The sequence below is a fragment of the Mycoplasma sp. AC157 genome (genome assembly GCF_054343415.1).
The window spans coordinates 25,061-43,507 of record NZ_JBTGVE010000007.1 but is presented as its reverse complement, the minus strand read 5'-3'; the positions used below and the strand labels follow the sequence as shown (position 1 = coordinate 43,507).

Below are 18,447 nucleotides of genomic sequence, written 5' to 3'. Positions count from 1 at the left end.
TGTTATATTGATCAATAATTTCATTCTTTTTTCTTGAAATTATTTCTCTTAATTGTTTGTTTCAGGTACGAGCCATCATAATGAATTGAAAATCGTTTTCTACTATAAAATCAAGGTTTTTGGATGAAAAATATCCTCTATCAAGAACAAAAATATGTTTTCTTAGTTCAAAAGAATTCGCTTTTTCCATTAATGAAATACATTGAGATTGGTCTGTTATTGATCCTGAATAAACCTCGTGAAACACAGGAATACCAGTTGATTGTTCGACAATCATATTAATGTTTACAATAGGTTCGCTCTTGTTATTTTTTGAATAACCATATTCAGCCATTTCAATATTTTTAGCTTCAGTTGCGACATTTGTAGAATCAATATTTAGATAAACATCTTTATTTTTCAAATGAAATAATTCTTTTGATTTATTAATTCATTGAAATGAAAAATCGTTAATATTTTGGTTTGTTATATCATTTGTAATAAATTTAGAAATAGATGCTAATGAGTATTGTTTTTGTAATTTTATATAGTTATCAAATGTTCAATCTAAAAATCCTTGCGAAGTTGAATTAGAATCTAATGAATAAAAACAAGCTAATCCTTGCAACAAATCAGATTTCACACCATACATATTTTTTAAGATTGAATCAATCCCAAGTTTCTTAAAAACAAACTGATACACAAAATATTGTCCAATACTCATAGACTCAGAAAATTTTTGTTCTGATTCAACTTCAATCAAAGTTTCTTCACCAAAATAATTAAAGTAATTATCATTTGGTATTAAAAATTTCTCATCTTCTGTTGCTTTTCCGATTAAAACTTTTTTGTCCACTTGGTATTTTTTTACTTTATCATATTTGCTTTCTATCACTAACTGAACATATTTAACATTTTTTTGTCTAGAAATTTTTGCATTTTTAATAGGTAATTTTACTTTAAAATCATTAAAAAACATATAGTTCCTCCTAAGTATTTATATTATACTAAAATTTTGAAAAAATTAAAGAAAAAAATCAAAAATTTTGATAAAAAAACACATTTTTTTGTTGAAAATGTGTCATTTTTTGCTAAGTATAGAAAAATAGTAAAAATTTAGGTTTTGTTCAAATATTTTCACAAAGTGAAATAATTATATTGTATATACATTATGGTTGTATATAAATTAAATAAACAAACAGGAGAATTATGTACCAAGATAAAAAGAAAATTTTAGCATTAGGTTTTCTTTCAAATTTAATGTTAACAATATTTATATTTTTTCTAATTTTATTTATAACATTTAGTGAAAAGCAATTGCATTATTTAGATGGAGGATGACAATTTGTATTAACTCTTTGTATAATTTACTATTCTTTATTCAATTATCTAATTTTCATTATCTATAAGTTTTTGCTTATTAAAAATGCAAAATTAGGTTTTAGCAAAAAAATTATTTTTATATTTTTCACTATGTTATTTTATTTTTTAATTTACAAAAAAGAAAATTTGAACCTAAGTTTAAATGTAAAAAACAAAAAAATAATATTAATTGCTTATGCAGCAATAGTTTTTATTGTTTTTGGTATATTAATGGGCGTTTTATTTATAGGTATACTTAAAATTGGTTTATTTGTTTTACAAATCCCATTTCATTTCACTATTTTTCCTGCCGCTATCAGTGTTTTAATTATTTCAATATTGGAATATTCTAGTTCATCAAAAGAAAAAAGTAAAATAAAAAAGGTTGTTGATAACAAAATTTAAAAAAGTTTATATCCGCTATTTAGTTTTTTAAAATAGCGGATTTTTTATTCAAAAGAATTTTAAATAAAAATTTAAGTAAAAATAATCCCTAATTTATTCAAAATTTTTTATTCTTTTTATAAAAAAAGTGAATTTTTTTAAATAAAATGATATAATTAGAATATATGAGTAAAGTAGTTATCAAAAATGTGAGTAAAATTTATAAGGACAAGAAAATATTAAACAATATTTCACTTAACATCGAATTTAAAAGTTTTTATTTAATAGCAGGAAATAATGGTTCTGGTAAAAGTACACTTTTAAAAATAATTGCTGGAAATGATTCAGATTATGATGGTGAAATTTTTATAGACAATGAGTTTTTAGAAAAAATCAAAGGTAAAAAAGATGTTTTATATTTCAACACTGATTTGAAATTTCCAAGCAACATGAGTGCATTGAAATTTATTGAACATTTTTATTATTATTTTCATCAAAAGAAAATTTCAAAACAAGCAATAAAAGATAAAATGCAAGAATATAAAATATCCTTTAATAAAAACCCAAATAAATTTTCTTCAGGAGAAAAACAAAAATTAATTTTGATATTAGTGGAATTTATTAAGCCAAAATTACTACTAATTGATGAATTAGAAAGTAATTTAGATATTTATTGAAAAGAAAAGTTTTACAAAACTATAGATAATTTAAGAGTTGAAAACGATATGACTATTGTAATCGTTTCCCATGAGATAAATAATATCTTGCCTTATGTTACAGATTTTGTATTGCTTGATTCAGGTGAAATTAAAGAAATCAATTTAAAAGAAAATAAAAACAAAAAAGAAAATTTTACAAAAGTAATTATAGAAACACTCAAAGGAGAATATGAAAACAATTTTAAAAAATAATTTTAAGTATTTATTTAAAACACATACAATTTGAATATTGTTGGTATTTTGTTTTTTATCTTCGTTTTCAGTAATTCCTGTAATTTTAAGTAAGAATAATTTAATAAACTATAATTGATTTATCTTTTATATTAATTTTGTCATTTGTGCAATTATTTCTTTTACTTTGATTTATTTACTTTTTATAGGAACTAAAAGAAATTTCTACGATGGTTTTCAAAACACTTTATTTTCTAGTAAAAGAGTAATTTTATTTTCTAAAATAATAACTATTTATATATTATTTAGTGTTACAAATTTCCTTGTAATATTAAATCAAATAATAATTTCTCTCGCCACCTCTAGTGAGTTAGTTGTAATTTATATTACTTTATTAAATTGACTAGTTAATAACTTTGTTTTTATATTATTTTCCTTTATTTTTCTTTTAATCATCAAAATTTTTAAATCATCTATGAAAAATATTTTGATCAATTCAATGATAACTAGTACTTTTATTTTAATTCCTGTTATAACAAGAAGTACTATTAACTATTCAGAAAATTATAAAAATCCAAATATTTTTCAAGCTATAGAGTTATCAAAAGAAAATAAAATGAATTATTATAATGTTTCTGAAAAGTTTTTAAACTATAAAAATAAAGAATATTTTGATTTTATTGAATCGCTATATTTACTTTCAATTTTAGTATTTAAAGAAAATATGCACAACAATATAAAACATATAGAAAATAAAGGAAATTATAATACTTTATATCAAATAAATCAATTTGACAAGCATGATTGAGATACTACTAACAATGAATATTTTTTATATAAAGAAAATCAAGAAGCACTTTTAATCTTAGATAGAAATTCATTATTGTCTACACTAAATTTTTCTAACATAAATAAGAATATAAATTATGAAAATCTAAAAGTAAAAATAAATAAAGATTTATGAGATGAAAAAGATTTTAGTGATGATGAAATTTTGTTTATAAGACAACTAAATGGTTTAGATAATATAAATATTCAAACTTTTAAAAGAGATTTTATCTATTTTCTAAAAGACCAATTTTTTATAAAACAATTTATTGAACAAAATTCACAAGAATTATTTGATTTTCTGAATTTATTGTTTATAAAAAGAAGATTTATAAATGATAAATTTGTAAATAATAAACTGAGCAAATTTTATGTAGAATCTTTGATTTTAAATAATAAAGAAATAGATTTAAATTCAAAAATAGATAATCAAGATTTTGAATTTATATCTCAAAAATATTTAATATTCAAGGATAATAAAGTTTGAATATTAAATAGTGCATTTAAATATTTTGAAGTAGATTTATCACAATTTCATATTTATTATTCAAATATTAACACAATCGATGATTGAAAAAATTATTTGATTTCTGAGTCATTTTCAATTCAAAATTTATCTGATAAATTGAAAAACTTTAAATATCTATCAAACAATGAAAATAAAAATTATGAATTTGAATTTTTAGCAAATAAACCAAAAATTACTGATTTTCAATATGTTGTAACTAATAAAATATCAGTAAAAAATAAGTTTAATTATTTAGGTTTAACTTTAATAATATTAGTTACATTACTAAATGGTTCATTTCTAATATTTTATTGGGTAAAAAGGAGTAAATAATGAAAAAATATATTAAAAATTTAGGTTTTGGTGCAATAGCAACAGTTTTAGTAGGTTCAGGAGTTGCTGCTGCCATTTTAATGCCTATAAATAAAGAAAATAAGAAAACAATTAATGAAGAAGAACAAATCAAAAGTAGTATTTTAGAACAATTAAAACAAGAAACACAATATCAAAGCAAAGATGTTTTTGTTTCAAAAACATTAGATAAACTAATCGATAATTTTAGTGATTTAAATGTAATGTTAGATCAAAAAATAGAAGCAGTTGAATTCTTTTCTAATAAAGATATTCAAGAACTTGAAAAACAGATTTTACCAAGTAATGAGTTAAATTCTAATTTATTTGGACCAACTCTTGTAAGAAAAGATGAATTAGAAAATAAAGAAGTTTTTCTTGGAAAAGATAATCAAGTTTTTACTGATGAATTAGAAGCAAAACTTTCATATTTTAATGTAAATTCCTTTTATAAATATGAAACAACTTTAGATAAAAATAGCGGCAATGCTAAAATTTTTCAAACTAAAGCCGAATTAATTAATTATTTTGAAAATCTTTATCAAGAGATTGCTACTAAAAATATATCAGATAAGCAAAAATTAAGTGAATTAAAATCAAAAATTAAGTTTGCTAAAACTAATAAACATATTAAAGCACCAAATGATTTAATTTCTTTTTCTGATATTTCAATTAAATCTAATTTAGATAATTTTGTAAAAAATAATTACAAAAAATACATTTATTTTAAAAACAAAATTTATGAATATGATAACTTTATCAAAAATCAAGTATTTGATTCATATTTAAGTGAATTACCGATTTTAAAATTAAATTCAACTAACGGACAAAATAAATTTATTGTTGATTTAGATAAATCAGTAAAAGAAAATTTCTATGGGAAATTATTTTTAGATAGTCCATCAGGTTCTATAAATGACATTGTTGATGTAAATAATTGAAATAAAAAAGAGAGAGAAGAAAAATTATTTACAAACCCAATGGAAGAAACTAAAAAAAGTCTTGTAAATAATTTTGTCTCTCAAATTATTAAACAAAAAAGTGATGCTAATTTTGACAAATTCCTTTTAAATTCCCATTTAAACGAAAATGATAAAGAAAAATTACAAAAAGATTATAATCAAAATTTCTCAATTTTAAATAATTATTTATTAAGAGAAGATCTAGAGAATTTGAAAGAAGAATTTTCTAAAATTAAATATGCTAATTTAAAAGACGTTACTCTTTGAGACAAAATTCAAGATGCAAATAAGATCCTTTTAAAAGGAAAACACGGAACTATATTTAATCAAATTTATTCCTTTTATATTTCTTCTATTTCAGCAATGTTTGAAAGTAAAATTAACTTTAAAACAGTTTATGTATTTAAGAAATATATAAAATCATTTTTAAATACTATTAATACAACTTTAAAAGAAATATTCACAGATGAATTTTATGTTACAGAAAACAACGAACACATTGATTTATTAAAATTGTATGGTTTAAAAGATGATTTAAATATTTCGGTATCAACAAGTCCTGACTACTTTTTAGGTTCGCTTACACAAAGTACTAAATTTATGAATGCAATTAATTTAATAAATTTTGCAACCGCTTCTTTAACTAACACAAATTCAAGTGAAGAATTTGATAGAATCCTTTTATTAAAAGACACTAATAGCGAAGAAGAATTAAGAAAATACAAAGAATTTTTTGAATTGTATTCTTTAACTTCAAAAACCAAAAATGCCTATAATTACAACGAAAACACTTTAGAATATGTTAAAAATGTTCCTGTTTTTAACTCTTTAAACAAAAGCCAACAAGAATTTATTGATGCTACTATTGCAGTTTCAAAAAGCATTAAATTTGTTTTAAAATCTTCAATAGAACAATTATTAACACTACCTGATGTTGATATATTTAACATTGAATATGAAGAAAGTAGTAGTGCTTATATTCCATCCAAAGAAATTAAAACATTAAAAGATCAATATAAAGATTATTTTGAACTAATTAGTTTTGTTAAATTTGCTTCAAATGATTTTGCAAATCACACTTCTTTAATTGATTCTCCAAAGTTTTATGACACTGTTCTAACTTTAAGACAAGAAAAAGATAAAATACTAAAAAAAGTGGATCAAAAAACTCATTGAAAATGAACAAAAAAATTCAAAAGTACGGGAAAATACACAAAACCAACTAAAAAACATATTAGTGAACAAAATCAAAAATTTTTAAATAAAAGTGCAGCACTTTTAGGTCTTGCAACAGATTTCATCTTCTTTGCAAGTACAGAAAAAACACTAGAATCCACCTTATATTTTATTAAAAATGCAGCAGGAGCAATTAAAAACTTAAGTCAAGTTTTAGGACCTTGAGCTTTTGGTGTTGAAATCCTTTTTGACTTTATTATTCAAGCAATAGGAACAGAAGAATTTCATGAATATGTTTTTAAACCAAATTCAGAAGAAGATTATATTTGACAAGGCGGAAGTTCCACAAAACGTTTTTGAGGATTATGAAATAAAGTAAATTCTGACATTAGCAAGATCAAAGATAAAATCTTAACACCAGTAAAAATTTTAAATGCAACAGTAAAAGATGAATTTTATTTTAATAATAAAAAATATGATCAGTATATGTTTGAATACCTTAAAAAAGAAGTAATTCAAGAAATTGAAAAAGGAAATTTACAATTAGAATATATCGATGATTTAAAAATATTATATTCCTTTGAAAAAGAAATTCCTACATCAAATTTTGATAAAAACACTATGCCTTTCTTTGAGAGTGTTGAAGAATTGCAAAATTATTTAGCAAACGAAAATAATCGCGCTAGATACTTAACAGATATTACTTATTTAAAATTTGACTCTGATAATTTTCAATATAAAGTAGATAACTATAAAGAATTAATGAAAAAATTCATTAACTATTTAAATATTAATTTAAAACCAATTTATTTATTACAGGTTCCTGAACTAAAAGATTCTTATCCATTAGAACAAGAAAAATTTTTAGAAAATCTTTCACTAGAAAAATATGATAATTCTTATTTAAGTAGAGAAGAAATTGAAAAATTATTATTAAATAATGATTTAAGTAATAGTGAAAGATTTGTTGTACTTGATACAAATATTCGTTCTAATTCTAAATATGTCTATTTAGATGTTAAAAAAGAAATAGAGCAACTGCTTACTAAATATGCAGACAAATTTAAAGTTAGATCAAAATTTGTCTTAAGAAGAGATATTGACGGTCAATATAAATATAGCGAACTTAAAAGTTATCAAAAAATTATTCTTTATAAAATTTTTGATAAAGAAAATAATGTTAAATACTTTTTAAATTATGACCAGGCAAAAGAGTTTTTAAAAACAGATAAAAGTTTAGATATCAGAAAAGAAGTCTATCGCTATAATCCAAGAACTGTATATTCTTATTTAGGAAAAGAATTTGACTCCAAAGAAGAATTAATAAATTACTTCATAGAAGAATATAGAAAAAACAAAATAAAAGGAGAAAACAATGAAAAAAATAATATTTAGTTTAACAACAGCAGCTTATGTTTCTTTACCGGTAATTTCTGTCTCTGCTTCTGGTGATTCAGAAACAGGACATTTATATGTAATAGAAATAAATGGTGTACCTAAATCATTTAGAAATCATCAAGAAATTTTAAATGAATTATTAAAAATAGGAAACAGAAGATTTACAAGTGCAATTGGTTTAAAAGACACAAATAATCAATATGGTCAAGTTTTTCTTGAACCAGAAAAACTTTATAAATACGATCGAGAAAAAATAAAACCTGCATACAGAGATATTTTTGGAAATTATGTTGATAATCAAAGACTTGCAATTGATTCATACATTTCTGAAAACAGAATAGTTAAAAAATACTTTGATAGTTTCAACAATCCTTTTGATACACAAGAAGAAGCACAGTTAAGTATAGTTGAAGGGATTAAAGAAAATTTAACTTATAATCCGTTTTATGAATTTAAAGTTAAGGAAGTAAATCAACCAGAATACGATTTAAAAATTAATCCATTTATACAAGATGATATAGATAAATTGAGAGATATTTTAGCTAAAGAAAATGTAATTTTACGTCATAAAGACGATTTAGAAAATGTAAAAATTAATCAGGAAAAACAAGGAATTACACTCAATGGAAATGACTATATTTATCATAGAGATAATACTGATTTAGAAAATTATTTAAAAAATATTATGAATAATTTTATTGATGATTTATTTGATATGAAAAACGAAAACGTTTTTAAATTGCAATTTAAATTAGTTGAAACAAAAGGAGATAAAAACAAATCAAACAATGGTTTCGAAGTTTCTATTAATGATGATGAAAGTAATTGATCTATTATGCAAAATGATGAAAATGGTCTTACTTTAGAAAAAAATGTTAGTCAAAATTATATTGATAAATATAATGTTGAAAACGTTTTAGAAACAATGAAAAATTCTGATGACTACTTCACAACAGATTTAGAACAGAAATATAATTTTTTTGTAAATAAAGTTGGAGATGTTACTCTTAGATTAAAAGATAAAAACTTTTTATCAATAAATAATATGAATATAAAAACAAAGACTAAATGAAAACTAGATGAACGAGCAATTGTAAGATATTTTGGTTTTTCTAAAGCCCAGTAAGTATTTTGGATTCTTATGATTCAGCAAGAGCATGAAATAATTTTGATATAGAAGTAAACTTAAAGTTGGATAAATATAAATTAAAAAGAGTTTTTGAAAATAGAGTTAAAAATTTAAACATACAAACTATAAATAATCAAATAGTTTTAACACTCAATAAAATTTTGAAAAACAATCCTGAATTAAAAGAAAAATACAGAGAACTAAATAATGATTTAATCTTAGATATGGAAAGTAAAATTTTATTATTACAAAAAATAAAAGAAACCCCAATATCTATTGATAAAATTTATTATTATTCTCTAAATGAAATTTCTAAGGAATTTATTAAAAAAGATTTTAAAAAAGAAAATAATTTTAATAAAATCATAAAAGATCAAGTTAAGGAATATTTAATTAACTCTTTTAATGCTTTAAATAATTATTATGTCAAAAACAAATTCTTTTCTATAAATGATAAATTTGTTTATAAAAATCAAAATAATATATCAATGTTTGAAAATATAGAAAAAAATGATTATACAATTATTAATCATAAAAAAATAGTAAAAAATCCATTTAATAATCAAAAAATAAAATACATAAATAAAACAGATTCAACCATAAATGGATTAAATCAATTAAGAAGCATTTGATTAGATTATTATAAAAATAATAAAGACAAAAAAGATAAAAAATTATTTAACATTTTGGAAAATTTTAGTGAATATTTTAGAAAAAACAAAGAATTTTTATTCTTAGAAAATACTAAAATAGGAATTTTAAAAAACTTTATTTCTGTAGATGATGCTGAGAAAAAAATCTATAACTATAATTCAAGGTATACAAACATTACAGAATTAGCAAATCAAACCGAAGAATCTAATTTAGAAGAATATCTTTTAAAAAGAATGAAACCTAAAGAAAGATATTACATACCAGGACTAAAAAGTACCCTTATCTCTCGTGGACAACCTTTTAGAGAAGAATTATTTGAGTTTAATGACCCTAAAATTTTTCAATTAAACTATAGACTAATCCTAGGAAAATTAATTCTGCCTGTAGCAGAAAGAAGATTTTATGTAGAAAATAACAAATCTATCGAAATAAAATCTAATTATTATAACTTGTGAACCATAGATTTAAATAATCAAGAACTTTTCTTCGATTCTCAAGAAGGTATGATGTCATATTTAAAAGATTACATAAAATATAGAGCTAAAAAAATAGAAGGGACTAAATAATGAAAAAGAAAATATTATTAACAAGTGCAGCAATCGTAACTTTTGCTTCTGTAAATTTGGTAGTAAGTTGTAATTATGAAGAAAAATCCAAAGAACCAAATTTCCCAAAAACACCTGAAGAGCAAAAATATGATGAACTTTTTAGCAAATATAAAGAAAAATACGTAGGAACTGATAATTATGTATTTGATGATTTTGAAGAATTTGATTTTAATAATATAAATCATTATCAAATAGTTAATGCTAAAAAATTAGTAGAGTTAAATCCTGTATTTCAAATAAAAAATATTAAAATAGAAAATAATCAAAATATTTATTTATTTTTTACTAAAGAAAGTGAAGAAAAATTTTATACATGATTTAATGATTTTGAATTTAAATATAAAGTATATAAAGATGTTATAGATAAATTAGCGCCCGAAAAGAAAATAAAGTATTTAAATAATAAAGATGTCTATTTAGTTAAAGAAAGTAATTATAATTTTACTTTATCTAAAACGAAAGATTATTATAGTGAAATAATGGCTGTTAGTTATTTTGTTATGAACAGACTAGTTCAAATACCTAATGTAAAAATAGAAGGCTTATTTGCTTTAACTTCTGCTATGACTTTTGGTGTAAACGATGAACATAGTTACTTTTCATCACTAGATATAAAATCAAATTTAACTTTCGGAGAAAGAGGATTCAGAGATCATTTCAAAATTTTTTCTATACCTAAACCAAAAATAGAAAAATTATTTCCAAATATGACAAAAAAAGAAATGGAAAAATTTAATGTTACTGCTCCAAACATAAAATTATTAACAACCATAGATTTTGAATTAGATTCAGACAATTATTTAAATGATTGATATAATATTGAAAATGATTTAAGTGCAAGAGAAAATGTTGAAACAATTGCAAATCAATACTCAGAAAACTTCTTTGATTATGATTTAACTTTTTCTAGAGAAAGAAAAGTACAAGATTATGATGTAAAAACAGATGAAAAAAGAGAATATATTAAAAAAGATTCTATTCACTTTATATTGTCAAGACCTTTAAAAATCATATCTACTGAAGGAAAAAATCAAAAACAAAATTAAAATTCTAAATGAATTGTTAAAAATAGGAAACAGAAGATTCACAAGTGCAATTGGTCTTAAAGACATAAATAATCAATATGGTCAAGTTTTTCTTGAACCAGAAAAACTTTATAAATATGATCGAGAAAAAATAAAACCTGCATACAGAGATATTTTTGGAAATTATGTTGATAATCAAAGACTAGCAATTGATTCATACATTTCTGAAAACAGAATAGTTAAAAAATACTTTGATAGTTTCAACAATCCTTTTGATACTCAAGAAGAAGCACAGTTAAGTATTGTTGAAGGAATTAAAGAAAATTTAACTTACAATCCGTTTTATGAATTTAAAGTTAAAGAAGTAAATCAGACAGAATACGATTTAAAAATTAATCCATTTATATAGGATGATATAGATAAATTGTATGAAAAATTATCAAAAAAAGATGTAATTTTACGTCATAAAGACGATTTAGAAAATGTAAAAATTAATCAGGAAAAACAAGGAATTACACTCAATGGAAATGATTATATTTATCATAGAGATAATACTGATTTAGAAAATTATTTAAAAAATATTATGAATAATTTTATTGATGATTTATTTGATATGAAAAACGAAAACGTTTTTAAATTGCAATTTAAATTAGTTGAAACAAAAGGAGATAAAAACAAATCAAACAATGGTTTCGAAGTTTCTATTAATGATGATGAAAGTAATTGATCTATTATGCAAAATGATGAAAATGGTCTTACTTTAGAAAAAAATGTTAGTCAAAATTATATAGATAAATATAATGTAGAAAATGTTTTAGAAACAATGAAAAATTCTGATGATTACTTCACAACAGATTTAGAACAGAAATATAATTTTTTTGTAAATAAAGTTGGAGATGTTACTCTTAGATTAAAAGAAAAAAACTTTTTATCAATAAATAATATGTATATAAAAACAAAGACTAAATGAAAACTTAATGAACAAGCAATTGTAAGATTTTTTGGTACTTCAATAGCACCAGTAAGTATTTTGGATTCTTATGATAGAGCACAAGCGTGAAATAATTTTAATATAGAAGTTAACTTAAAATTAGATACAAATAAATTAAAAAGAATTTTTGAAAATAGAGTTAAAAACTTAACCATACAAACTCTAAATAATCAAATAACTTTAACACTCAATAAAATTTTGAAAAACAATCCTGAATTAAAAGAAAAATATAGAGAATTAAATAATGATTTAATGTTAGATGTGGAAAGTAAGAAAAAGTTTATATCTGAATCAAATAATCAATTTATTTCTTGACTCCCTGAATATATTTATAGTTATGAAAATTCTATTTCTAAACAAAATAATAAAAAAACACTGAATAAAAATTTTAATTTTAATTCACTATCAGTTTTGATTAAATATAGATTATTGGGAATAAATTTAGATATTTATAACATTTTTATGAAAAATAAATTCTTTTCTTTAAATGATAAATTTGTTTATAAAAATCAAAATAATATATCATTATTTGAACATATAGAAAAAGATGATTATACAATTATTAATCACAAAAAATTAATAAAAAGCCCATTTAATAATCAAAAAATAAAATATATAAACAAAACTGATTCTACTATAAATGGATTAAATCAATTAAGAAGTATTTGATTAGATTATTATGAAAATAATAAAACTAAAAAAGATGAAAAATTGCTTAAGATTTTAGAAAATTTTAATGAATATTTTTGAAAAAATAAAGAATTTTTATTTTTAGAAAACACCAAAATAGGAATTTTAAAAAACTTTATTTCTGTAGATAACGCAGAGAAAAAAATCTACAACTATAATTCAAGATATACCAATATTACAAAATTAGCTAACCAAACAGAAGAGTCTAATTTAGAAGAATATCTTTTAAAAAGGATGAAACCTAAAGAAAGATATTATATCCCAGGATTAAAAAGCACATTAATTTCTCGTGGACAACCTTTTAGAGAAGAATTATTTGAGTTTAATGATCCTAAAATTTTCCAATTGAACTACAGATTAATTCTTGGAAAATTAATTCTTCCTGTAGCAGAAAGAAGATTTTATGTAGAAGATAACAAATCTATTGAAATAAAATCTAACTATTATAATTTGTGAACCATAGATTTAAATAATCAAGAATTATTCTTTGATTCTCAAGAAGGAATGATGTCATATCTAAAAGATTATATAAAATATAGAACTAAAAAAATAGAAGGAACTAAATAATGAAAAAGAAAATATTATTAACTAGTGCAGCAATCCTAGCTTTTGCTTCTGTAAATTTGGTAGTAAGTTGTAATCATGAAGAAAAATCAAAAGAACCAAATTTTCCAAAAACGCCTGAAGAACAAAAATATGAAGAACTTTTTAACAAATATAAAGAAAAATATGTAGGAACTGACAATTATGTATTTGATGATTTTGAAGAATTTGATTTCAATAATCATGAACATTATGAAATTGTAAATATGAAAAAATTAATTGAAATAGATGAGTATTTTCAAGATACTTACCCTTCTGAAGAAAATAAAAATATCAACAACAATAATAATATTTTTTGATATTTTAAAAAAGAAGAATTTCAGAAACTTTATGATTGAATAAAAGATTACAATTTTAAATTTAAAGTATACAAGGATGTAATTGATCAATTTGCTCCCAGTAAAAAAATTAAACAAAATAATAAAGAGGATATATATTTAGTTAAAGAAAGTAATTTTGATTTCACTTTTTCTAAAAAACAAGATGATTATTTAATTGTTGTGGCAATGTATCCATTTATTATGGAAAGACTTTTATTAATACCAAATGTTAAAATAAAAGGTTATTTTTATTTTAATTCTAATTTAGTATTTCAAGAAGAATTTAAAAATAATTATTTTTCTGAATTGTCTATATTTTCTAATATAAATTTTAGAAATTTAATTAATTCAAAATACAAACTATTTTCAACTCCAAAACCAAAATTAAACAAATTTTTAGAAGATATATCTAAAGAAGATATTTCTAAATTCAATTCAAATATTCCTAAAATAAATTTCTCTTCTATTTTAGATATTAGCAATAAATCAGAAAATTATTTTAATGATTGATATAATATTGAAAATGATTTAAACTCAAGGGAAAATGCTCAAATAATTGCAAATAAAGATTTAAATAATTTTTACGATTATGATTTAACTTTTTCTAGAGAAAGAAAAGTACGAGATTATGATGTAAAAACAGATGAAAGAAGAGAATACATTGAAAAGGATTCTATTCACTTTATACTTTCTAGACCGCTTAAAATTATATCTACTGAAGGAAAAAATCAAAAACAAAATTAAAATTCTAAATGAATTATTAAAAATAGGTAACAGAAGATTCACAAGTGCAATTGGTTTAAAAGACACAAATAATCAATATGGTCAAGTTTTTCTTGAACCAGAAAAACTTTATAAATATGATCGAGAAAAAATAAAACCTGCATACAGAGATATTTTTGGAAATTATGTTGATAATCAAAGACTTGCAATTGATTCATACATTTCTGAAAACAGAATAGTTAAAAAATACTTTGATAGTTTCAACAATCCTTTTGATACTCAAGAAGAAGCGCAGTTAAGCATAGTTGAAGCAATTAAAGAAAATTTAACTTATAATCCGTTTTATGAATTTAAAGTTAAAGAAGTAAATCAACCAGAATATGATCTAAAAATCAATCCATTTATACAGGATGATATAGATAAATTGTATGAAAAATTATCAAAAAAAGATGTAATTATACGTCATAAAGATGATTTAGAAAATGTGAAAATTAATCAGGAAAAACAAGGAATTACACTTAATGGAAACGACTATATTTATCATAGAGATAATACTGATTTAGAAAATTATTTAGAAAATGTTATGAATCATTTTATTGATGATTTATTTGATATGAAAAATGAAAACGTTTTTAAATTACAATTTAAATTAGTTGAAACAAAAGGAGATAAAAACAAATCAAACAATGGTTTTGAAGTTTCTGTTAATGATAATGAAAGTAATTGATACATTATGCAAAATGACGAAAATGGTCTTACTTTAGAAAAAAATGTTAGTCAAAATTATATTGATAAATATAATGTGGAAAACGTTTTAGAAACAATGAAAAATTCTAATGATTATTTCACAACAGATTTAGAACAGAAATATAATTTTACAGTAAATAAAGTTGGAGATGTTACACTCAGACTCAAAGATAAAAACTTTTTATCAATAAATCATATGCATATAAAAACAAAGACTAAATGAAAACTAGATGAGTATGCTTTTCTAAGACTTTTGGGTTTTTCCAAAGCACCAGTAAGCATTTTGGATTCTTATGATTCAGCAAGAGCATGAAATAATTTCAATATAGAAGTCAACTTAAAATTAGATACAAATAAATTAAAAAGAGTTTTTGAAAATAGAATTAAAAATTTAAACATACAAACCCTAAATAATCAAATAGTCTTAACTCTCAATAAAATGTTTAAAAATAATTCTCAATTAAAAGAAAGATATAAAGAATTTAATAATGATTTAATGTTGGATGTAGAAAGTAAGAAAAAGTTTATATCTGAATCAAATAAACAATTGATTTCTTGACTTCCAGAATATATTTATAGTTATGAAAATTCTATTTCTAAACAAAGTAATAAAAAAACAGTAAATAAAAATTTAAATTTTAGCTCTTTACCTTTTTTAATTAAAGATAGACTTGCAGATAATAAATTACTTATATATCGAATTTTTACTAAAAATAAATTCTTTTCTTTAAATGATAAATTTGTTTATAAAAATCAAAATAATATATCATTATTTGAAAATATCGAAAAAAATGATTATACAATTATTAATCATCAAAAATTAATAAAAAATCCATTTAATAATCAAAAAATAAAATACATAAATAAAACAGATTCAACTATAAATGGACTAAATCAACTAAGAAGCATTTGATTAGATTATTATGAAAATAATAAAACTAAAAAAGATGAAAAATTGCTTAAGATTTTAGGAAATTTTAATCAATACTTTTTAAAAAACAAAGAATTTTTATTCTTAGAAAATACCAAAATAGGAATTTTAAAAAACTTTATTTCAGTGGATGATGAAGAGAAAAAAATCTACAACTACAATTCAAGATATACCAACATTACAGAATTAGCCAACAAAACTGAAGAATCTAATTTAGAAGAATATCTTTTAAAAAGAATGAAACCTAAAGAAAGATATTACATACCAGGATTAAAAAGTACATTAATTTCTCGTGGACAACCTTTTAGAGAAGAATTATTCGAATTTAATGATCCTAAAATTTTCCAATTAAACTATAGATTAATTCTAGGAAAATTAATTCTGCCTGTAGCAGAAAGAAGATTTTACGTAGAAAATAACAAATCGATTGAAATAAAATCTAACTATTACAATTTGTGAACAATAGACTTAAATAATCAAGAGTTATTCTTTGATTCTCAAGAAGGAATGATGTCATATCTAAAAGATTACATAAAATATAGAACTAAAAAAATAGAAGGAACAAAATAATGAAAAAGAAAATATTATTAACCAGTGCAACAGTTTTGACCCTTGCTTCTGTAAATTTGGTAGCAAGTTGTAATGAAGAGAAAACTAAAGAACCAGATATTCCAAAAACGCCTGAAGAACAAAAATATGAAGAACTTTTTAACAAATATAAAGAAAAATATGTAGGAACTGACAATTATGTATTTGATGATTTTGAAGAATTTGATTTCAATAATCATGAACATTATGAAATTGTAAATATGAAAAAATTAATTGAAATAGATGAGTATTTTCAAGATACTTACCCTTCTGAAGAAAATAAAAATATCAATAACAATAATAATATTTTTTGATATTTTAAGAAAGAAGAATTTCAGAAACTTTACGATTGAATAAAAGATTACAATTTTAAATTTAAAGTATACAAGGATGTAATTGATAAATTTGCTCCAAATAAAAAAATTAAACAAAATAATAATAAAGAAGATATATATTTAGTAAAAGAAAGTAATTTTGATTTCACTTTTTCTAAAAAACAAGATGATTATTTAATTGTAGTTGCAATGTATCCATTCATTATGGAAAAACTTTTATTAATACCAAATGTCAAGATAAAGGGTTATTTTTATTTTAATTCAAATTTAATATTTCAAGAAGAAATGAAAAATAATTACTTTTCTGAATTGTCTATATTTTCTAATATAAATTTTCCAAATTTAATTAATTCAAAATACAAATTATTTTCAACTCAAAAACCTAAATTAAACAAATTTTCAGAAGATATATCTAAAGAAGATATGGTTAAATTCAATACAAGTAATCCTAAAATAAATTTCTCTTCTATTTTAGATATTAGTAATACATCAGAAAGTTATTTTAATGATTGATATAATATTGAAAATGATTGAAACGCAAGGGAAAATGCTCAAATAATTGCAAATCAAGATTCAGAAAATTTTTATGATTATGATTTAACTTTTTCTAGAGAAAGATTGGAAAAAGAATATGATAGTGAAATAAAAGATTATAGAAAACACATAGAAAAAGATTCTATTCATTTTATATTGTCAAGACCTTTAAGAATTATATCAACTGAAGGGGAAAACGAAAAAAGAAGACGTTAATTCTTTTTTTGAAAAAACAAAGAATTTTTATTCTTAGAAAATACCAAAATAGGAATTTTAAAAAACTTTATTTCTGTAGATGATGCAGAGAAAAAATCTATAATTACAATTCAAGATATACAAATATTACAGAATTAGCAAACCAAACTGAAGAATCTAATTTAGAAGAATATCTTTTAAAAAGAATGAAACCTAAAGAAAGATATTACATCCCAGGACTAAAAAGTACCCTTATCTCTAGAGGACAACCTTTTAGAGAAGAATTGTTTGAATTTAATGATCCAAAAATTTTCCAATTAAACTATAGATTAATTCTTGGAAAACTAATTCTGCCTGTAGCAGAAAGAAGATTTTATGTCGAAAATAACAAATCAATAGAAATAAAATCTAATTACTACAACTTGTGAACAATAGATTTAAATAATCAAGAACTTTTCTTCGATTCACAAGAAGGAATGATGACATATCTAAAAGATTACATAAAATATAGAGCTAAAAAAATAGAAGGAACATAA

Annotated in this window: 14 protein-coding genes; 13 read left to right on the top strand and 1 reads right to left on the bottom strand. The window is 21.4% G+C overall.

Annotation, left to right across the window (positions count from 1 at the left end; genetic code table 4):
* The coding region (locus ACXX84_RS01955; RefSeq protein ID WP_458572800.1) for an IS1634 family transposase at positions 1–958 on the bottom strand (958 nt) is incomplete at its 3' end.
* A gap of 230 nt (positions 959–1,188) precedes the next feature.
* Here ACXX84_RS01955 and ACXX84_RS01950 point away from each other — a divergent pair.
* From ACXX84_RS01950 to ACXX84_RS01890, 13 genes are all read left to right on the top strand, one after another.
* Positions 1,189–1,746 (top strand): hypothetical protein, encoded by a 558-nt coding sequence (locus ACXX84_RS01950; RefSeq protein ID WP_436358567.1) that lies wholly within the window; start codon positions 1,189–1,191, stop codon positions 1,744–1,746.
* A gap of 164 nt (positions 1,747–1,910) precedes the next feature.
* Positions 1,911–2,636 (top strand): ATP-binding cassette domain-containing protein, encoded by a 726-nt coding sequence (locus tag ACXX84_RS01945; RefSeq protein WP_436358566.1) that lies wholly within the window; start codon positions 1,911–1,913, stop codon positions 2,634–2,636.
* Positions 2,614–4,284, top strand: coding sequence for a hypothetical protein (locus tag ACXX84_RS01940; RefSeq protein ID WP_436358564.1), 1,671 nt, complete (start codon positions 2,614–2,616; stop codon positions 4,282–4,284). Before ACXX84_RS01945 ends, ACXX84_RS01940 begins: the two co-directional genes overlap by 23 nt.
* The gene (locus ACXX84_RS01935; RefSeq protein ID WP_458572799.1) at positions 4,284–7,835 is read left to right on the top strand and encodes a hypothetical protein; all 3,552 of its coding nucleotides are present in this window, start codon (positions 4,284–4,286) and stop codon (positions 7,833–7,835) included. The genes ACXX84_RS01940 and ACXX84_RS01935 overlap by 1 nt, the downstream gene beginning before the upstream one ends.
* Positions 7,816–8,964 (top strand): hypothetical protein, encoded by a 1,149-nt coding sequence (locus ACXX84_RS01930; protein ID WP_458572798.1) that lies wholly within the window; start codon positions 7,816–7,818, stop codon positions 8,962–8,964. Before ACXX84_RS01935 ends, ACXX84_RS01930 begins: the two co-directional genes overlap by 20 nt.
* A gap of 5 nt (positions 8,965–8,969) precedes the next feature.
* Complete coding sequence (locus tag ACXX84_RS01925) at positions 8,970–10,187, top strand: hypothetical protein (protein ID WP_458572797.1); 1,218 nt, start codon at positions 8,970–8,972, stop codon at positions 10,185–10,187.
* Positions 10,187–11,275 (top strand): hypothetical protein, encoded by a 1,089-nt coding sequence (locus ACXX84_RS01920; protein WP_458560649.1) that lies wholly within the window; start codon positions 10,187–10,189, stop codon positions 11,273–11,275. Before ACXX84_RS01925 ends, ACXX84_RS01920 begins: the two co-directional genes overlap by 1 nt.
* 13 nt (positions 11,276–11,288) lie before the next feature.
* Positions 11,289–11,663 (top strand): hypothetical protein, encoded by a 375-nt coding sequence (locus tag ACXX84_RS01915; protein ID WP_458572796.1) that lies wholly within the window; start codon positions 11,289–11,291, stop codon positions 11,661–11,663.
* 15 nt (positions 11,664–11,678) lie between these two features.
* Positions 11,679–13,502, top strand: coding sequence for a hypothetical protein (locus tag ACXX84_RS01910; protein WP_458572795.1), 1,824 nt, complete (start codon positions 11,679–11,681; stop codon positions 13,500–13,502).
* Complete coding sequence (locus ACXX84_RS01905; RefSeq protein WP_436358560.1) at positions 13,502–14,602, top strand: hypothetical protein; 1,101 nt, start codon at positions 13,502–13,504, stop codon at positions 14,600–14,602. The genes ACXX84_RS01910 and ACXX84_RS01905 overlap by 1 nt, the downstream gene beginning before the upstream one ends.
* Positions 14,502–16,829, top strand: a complete 2,328-nt coding sequence (locus ACXX84_RS01900; RefSeq protein WP_458572794.1) for a hypothetical protein — start codon at positions 14,502–14,504, stop codon at positions 16,827–16,829. Before ACXX84_RS01905 ends, ACXX84_RS01900 begins: the two co-directional genes overlap by 101 nt.
* Positions 16,829–17,932, top strand: coding sequence for a hypothetical protein (locus tag ACXX84_RS01895; protein ID WP_458572793.1), 1,104 nt, complete (start codon positions 16,829–16,831; stop codon positions 17,930–17,932). The genes ACXX84_RS01900 and ACXX84_RS01895 overlap by 1 nt, the downstream gene beginning before the upstream one ends.
* 8 nt (positions 17,933–17,940) lie before the next feature.
* On the top strand, positions 17,941–18,447 hold the full coding sequence (locus ACXX84_RS01890; protein ID WP_436358556.1) for a hypothetical protein: 507 nt from the start codon (positions 17,941–17,943) through the stop codon (positions 18,445–18,447).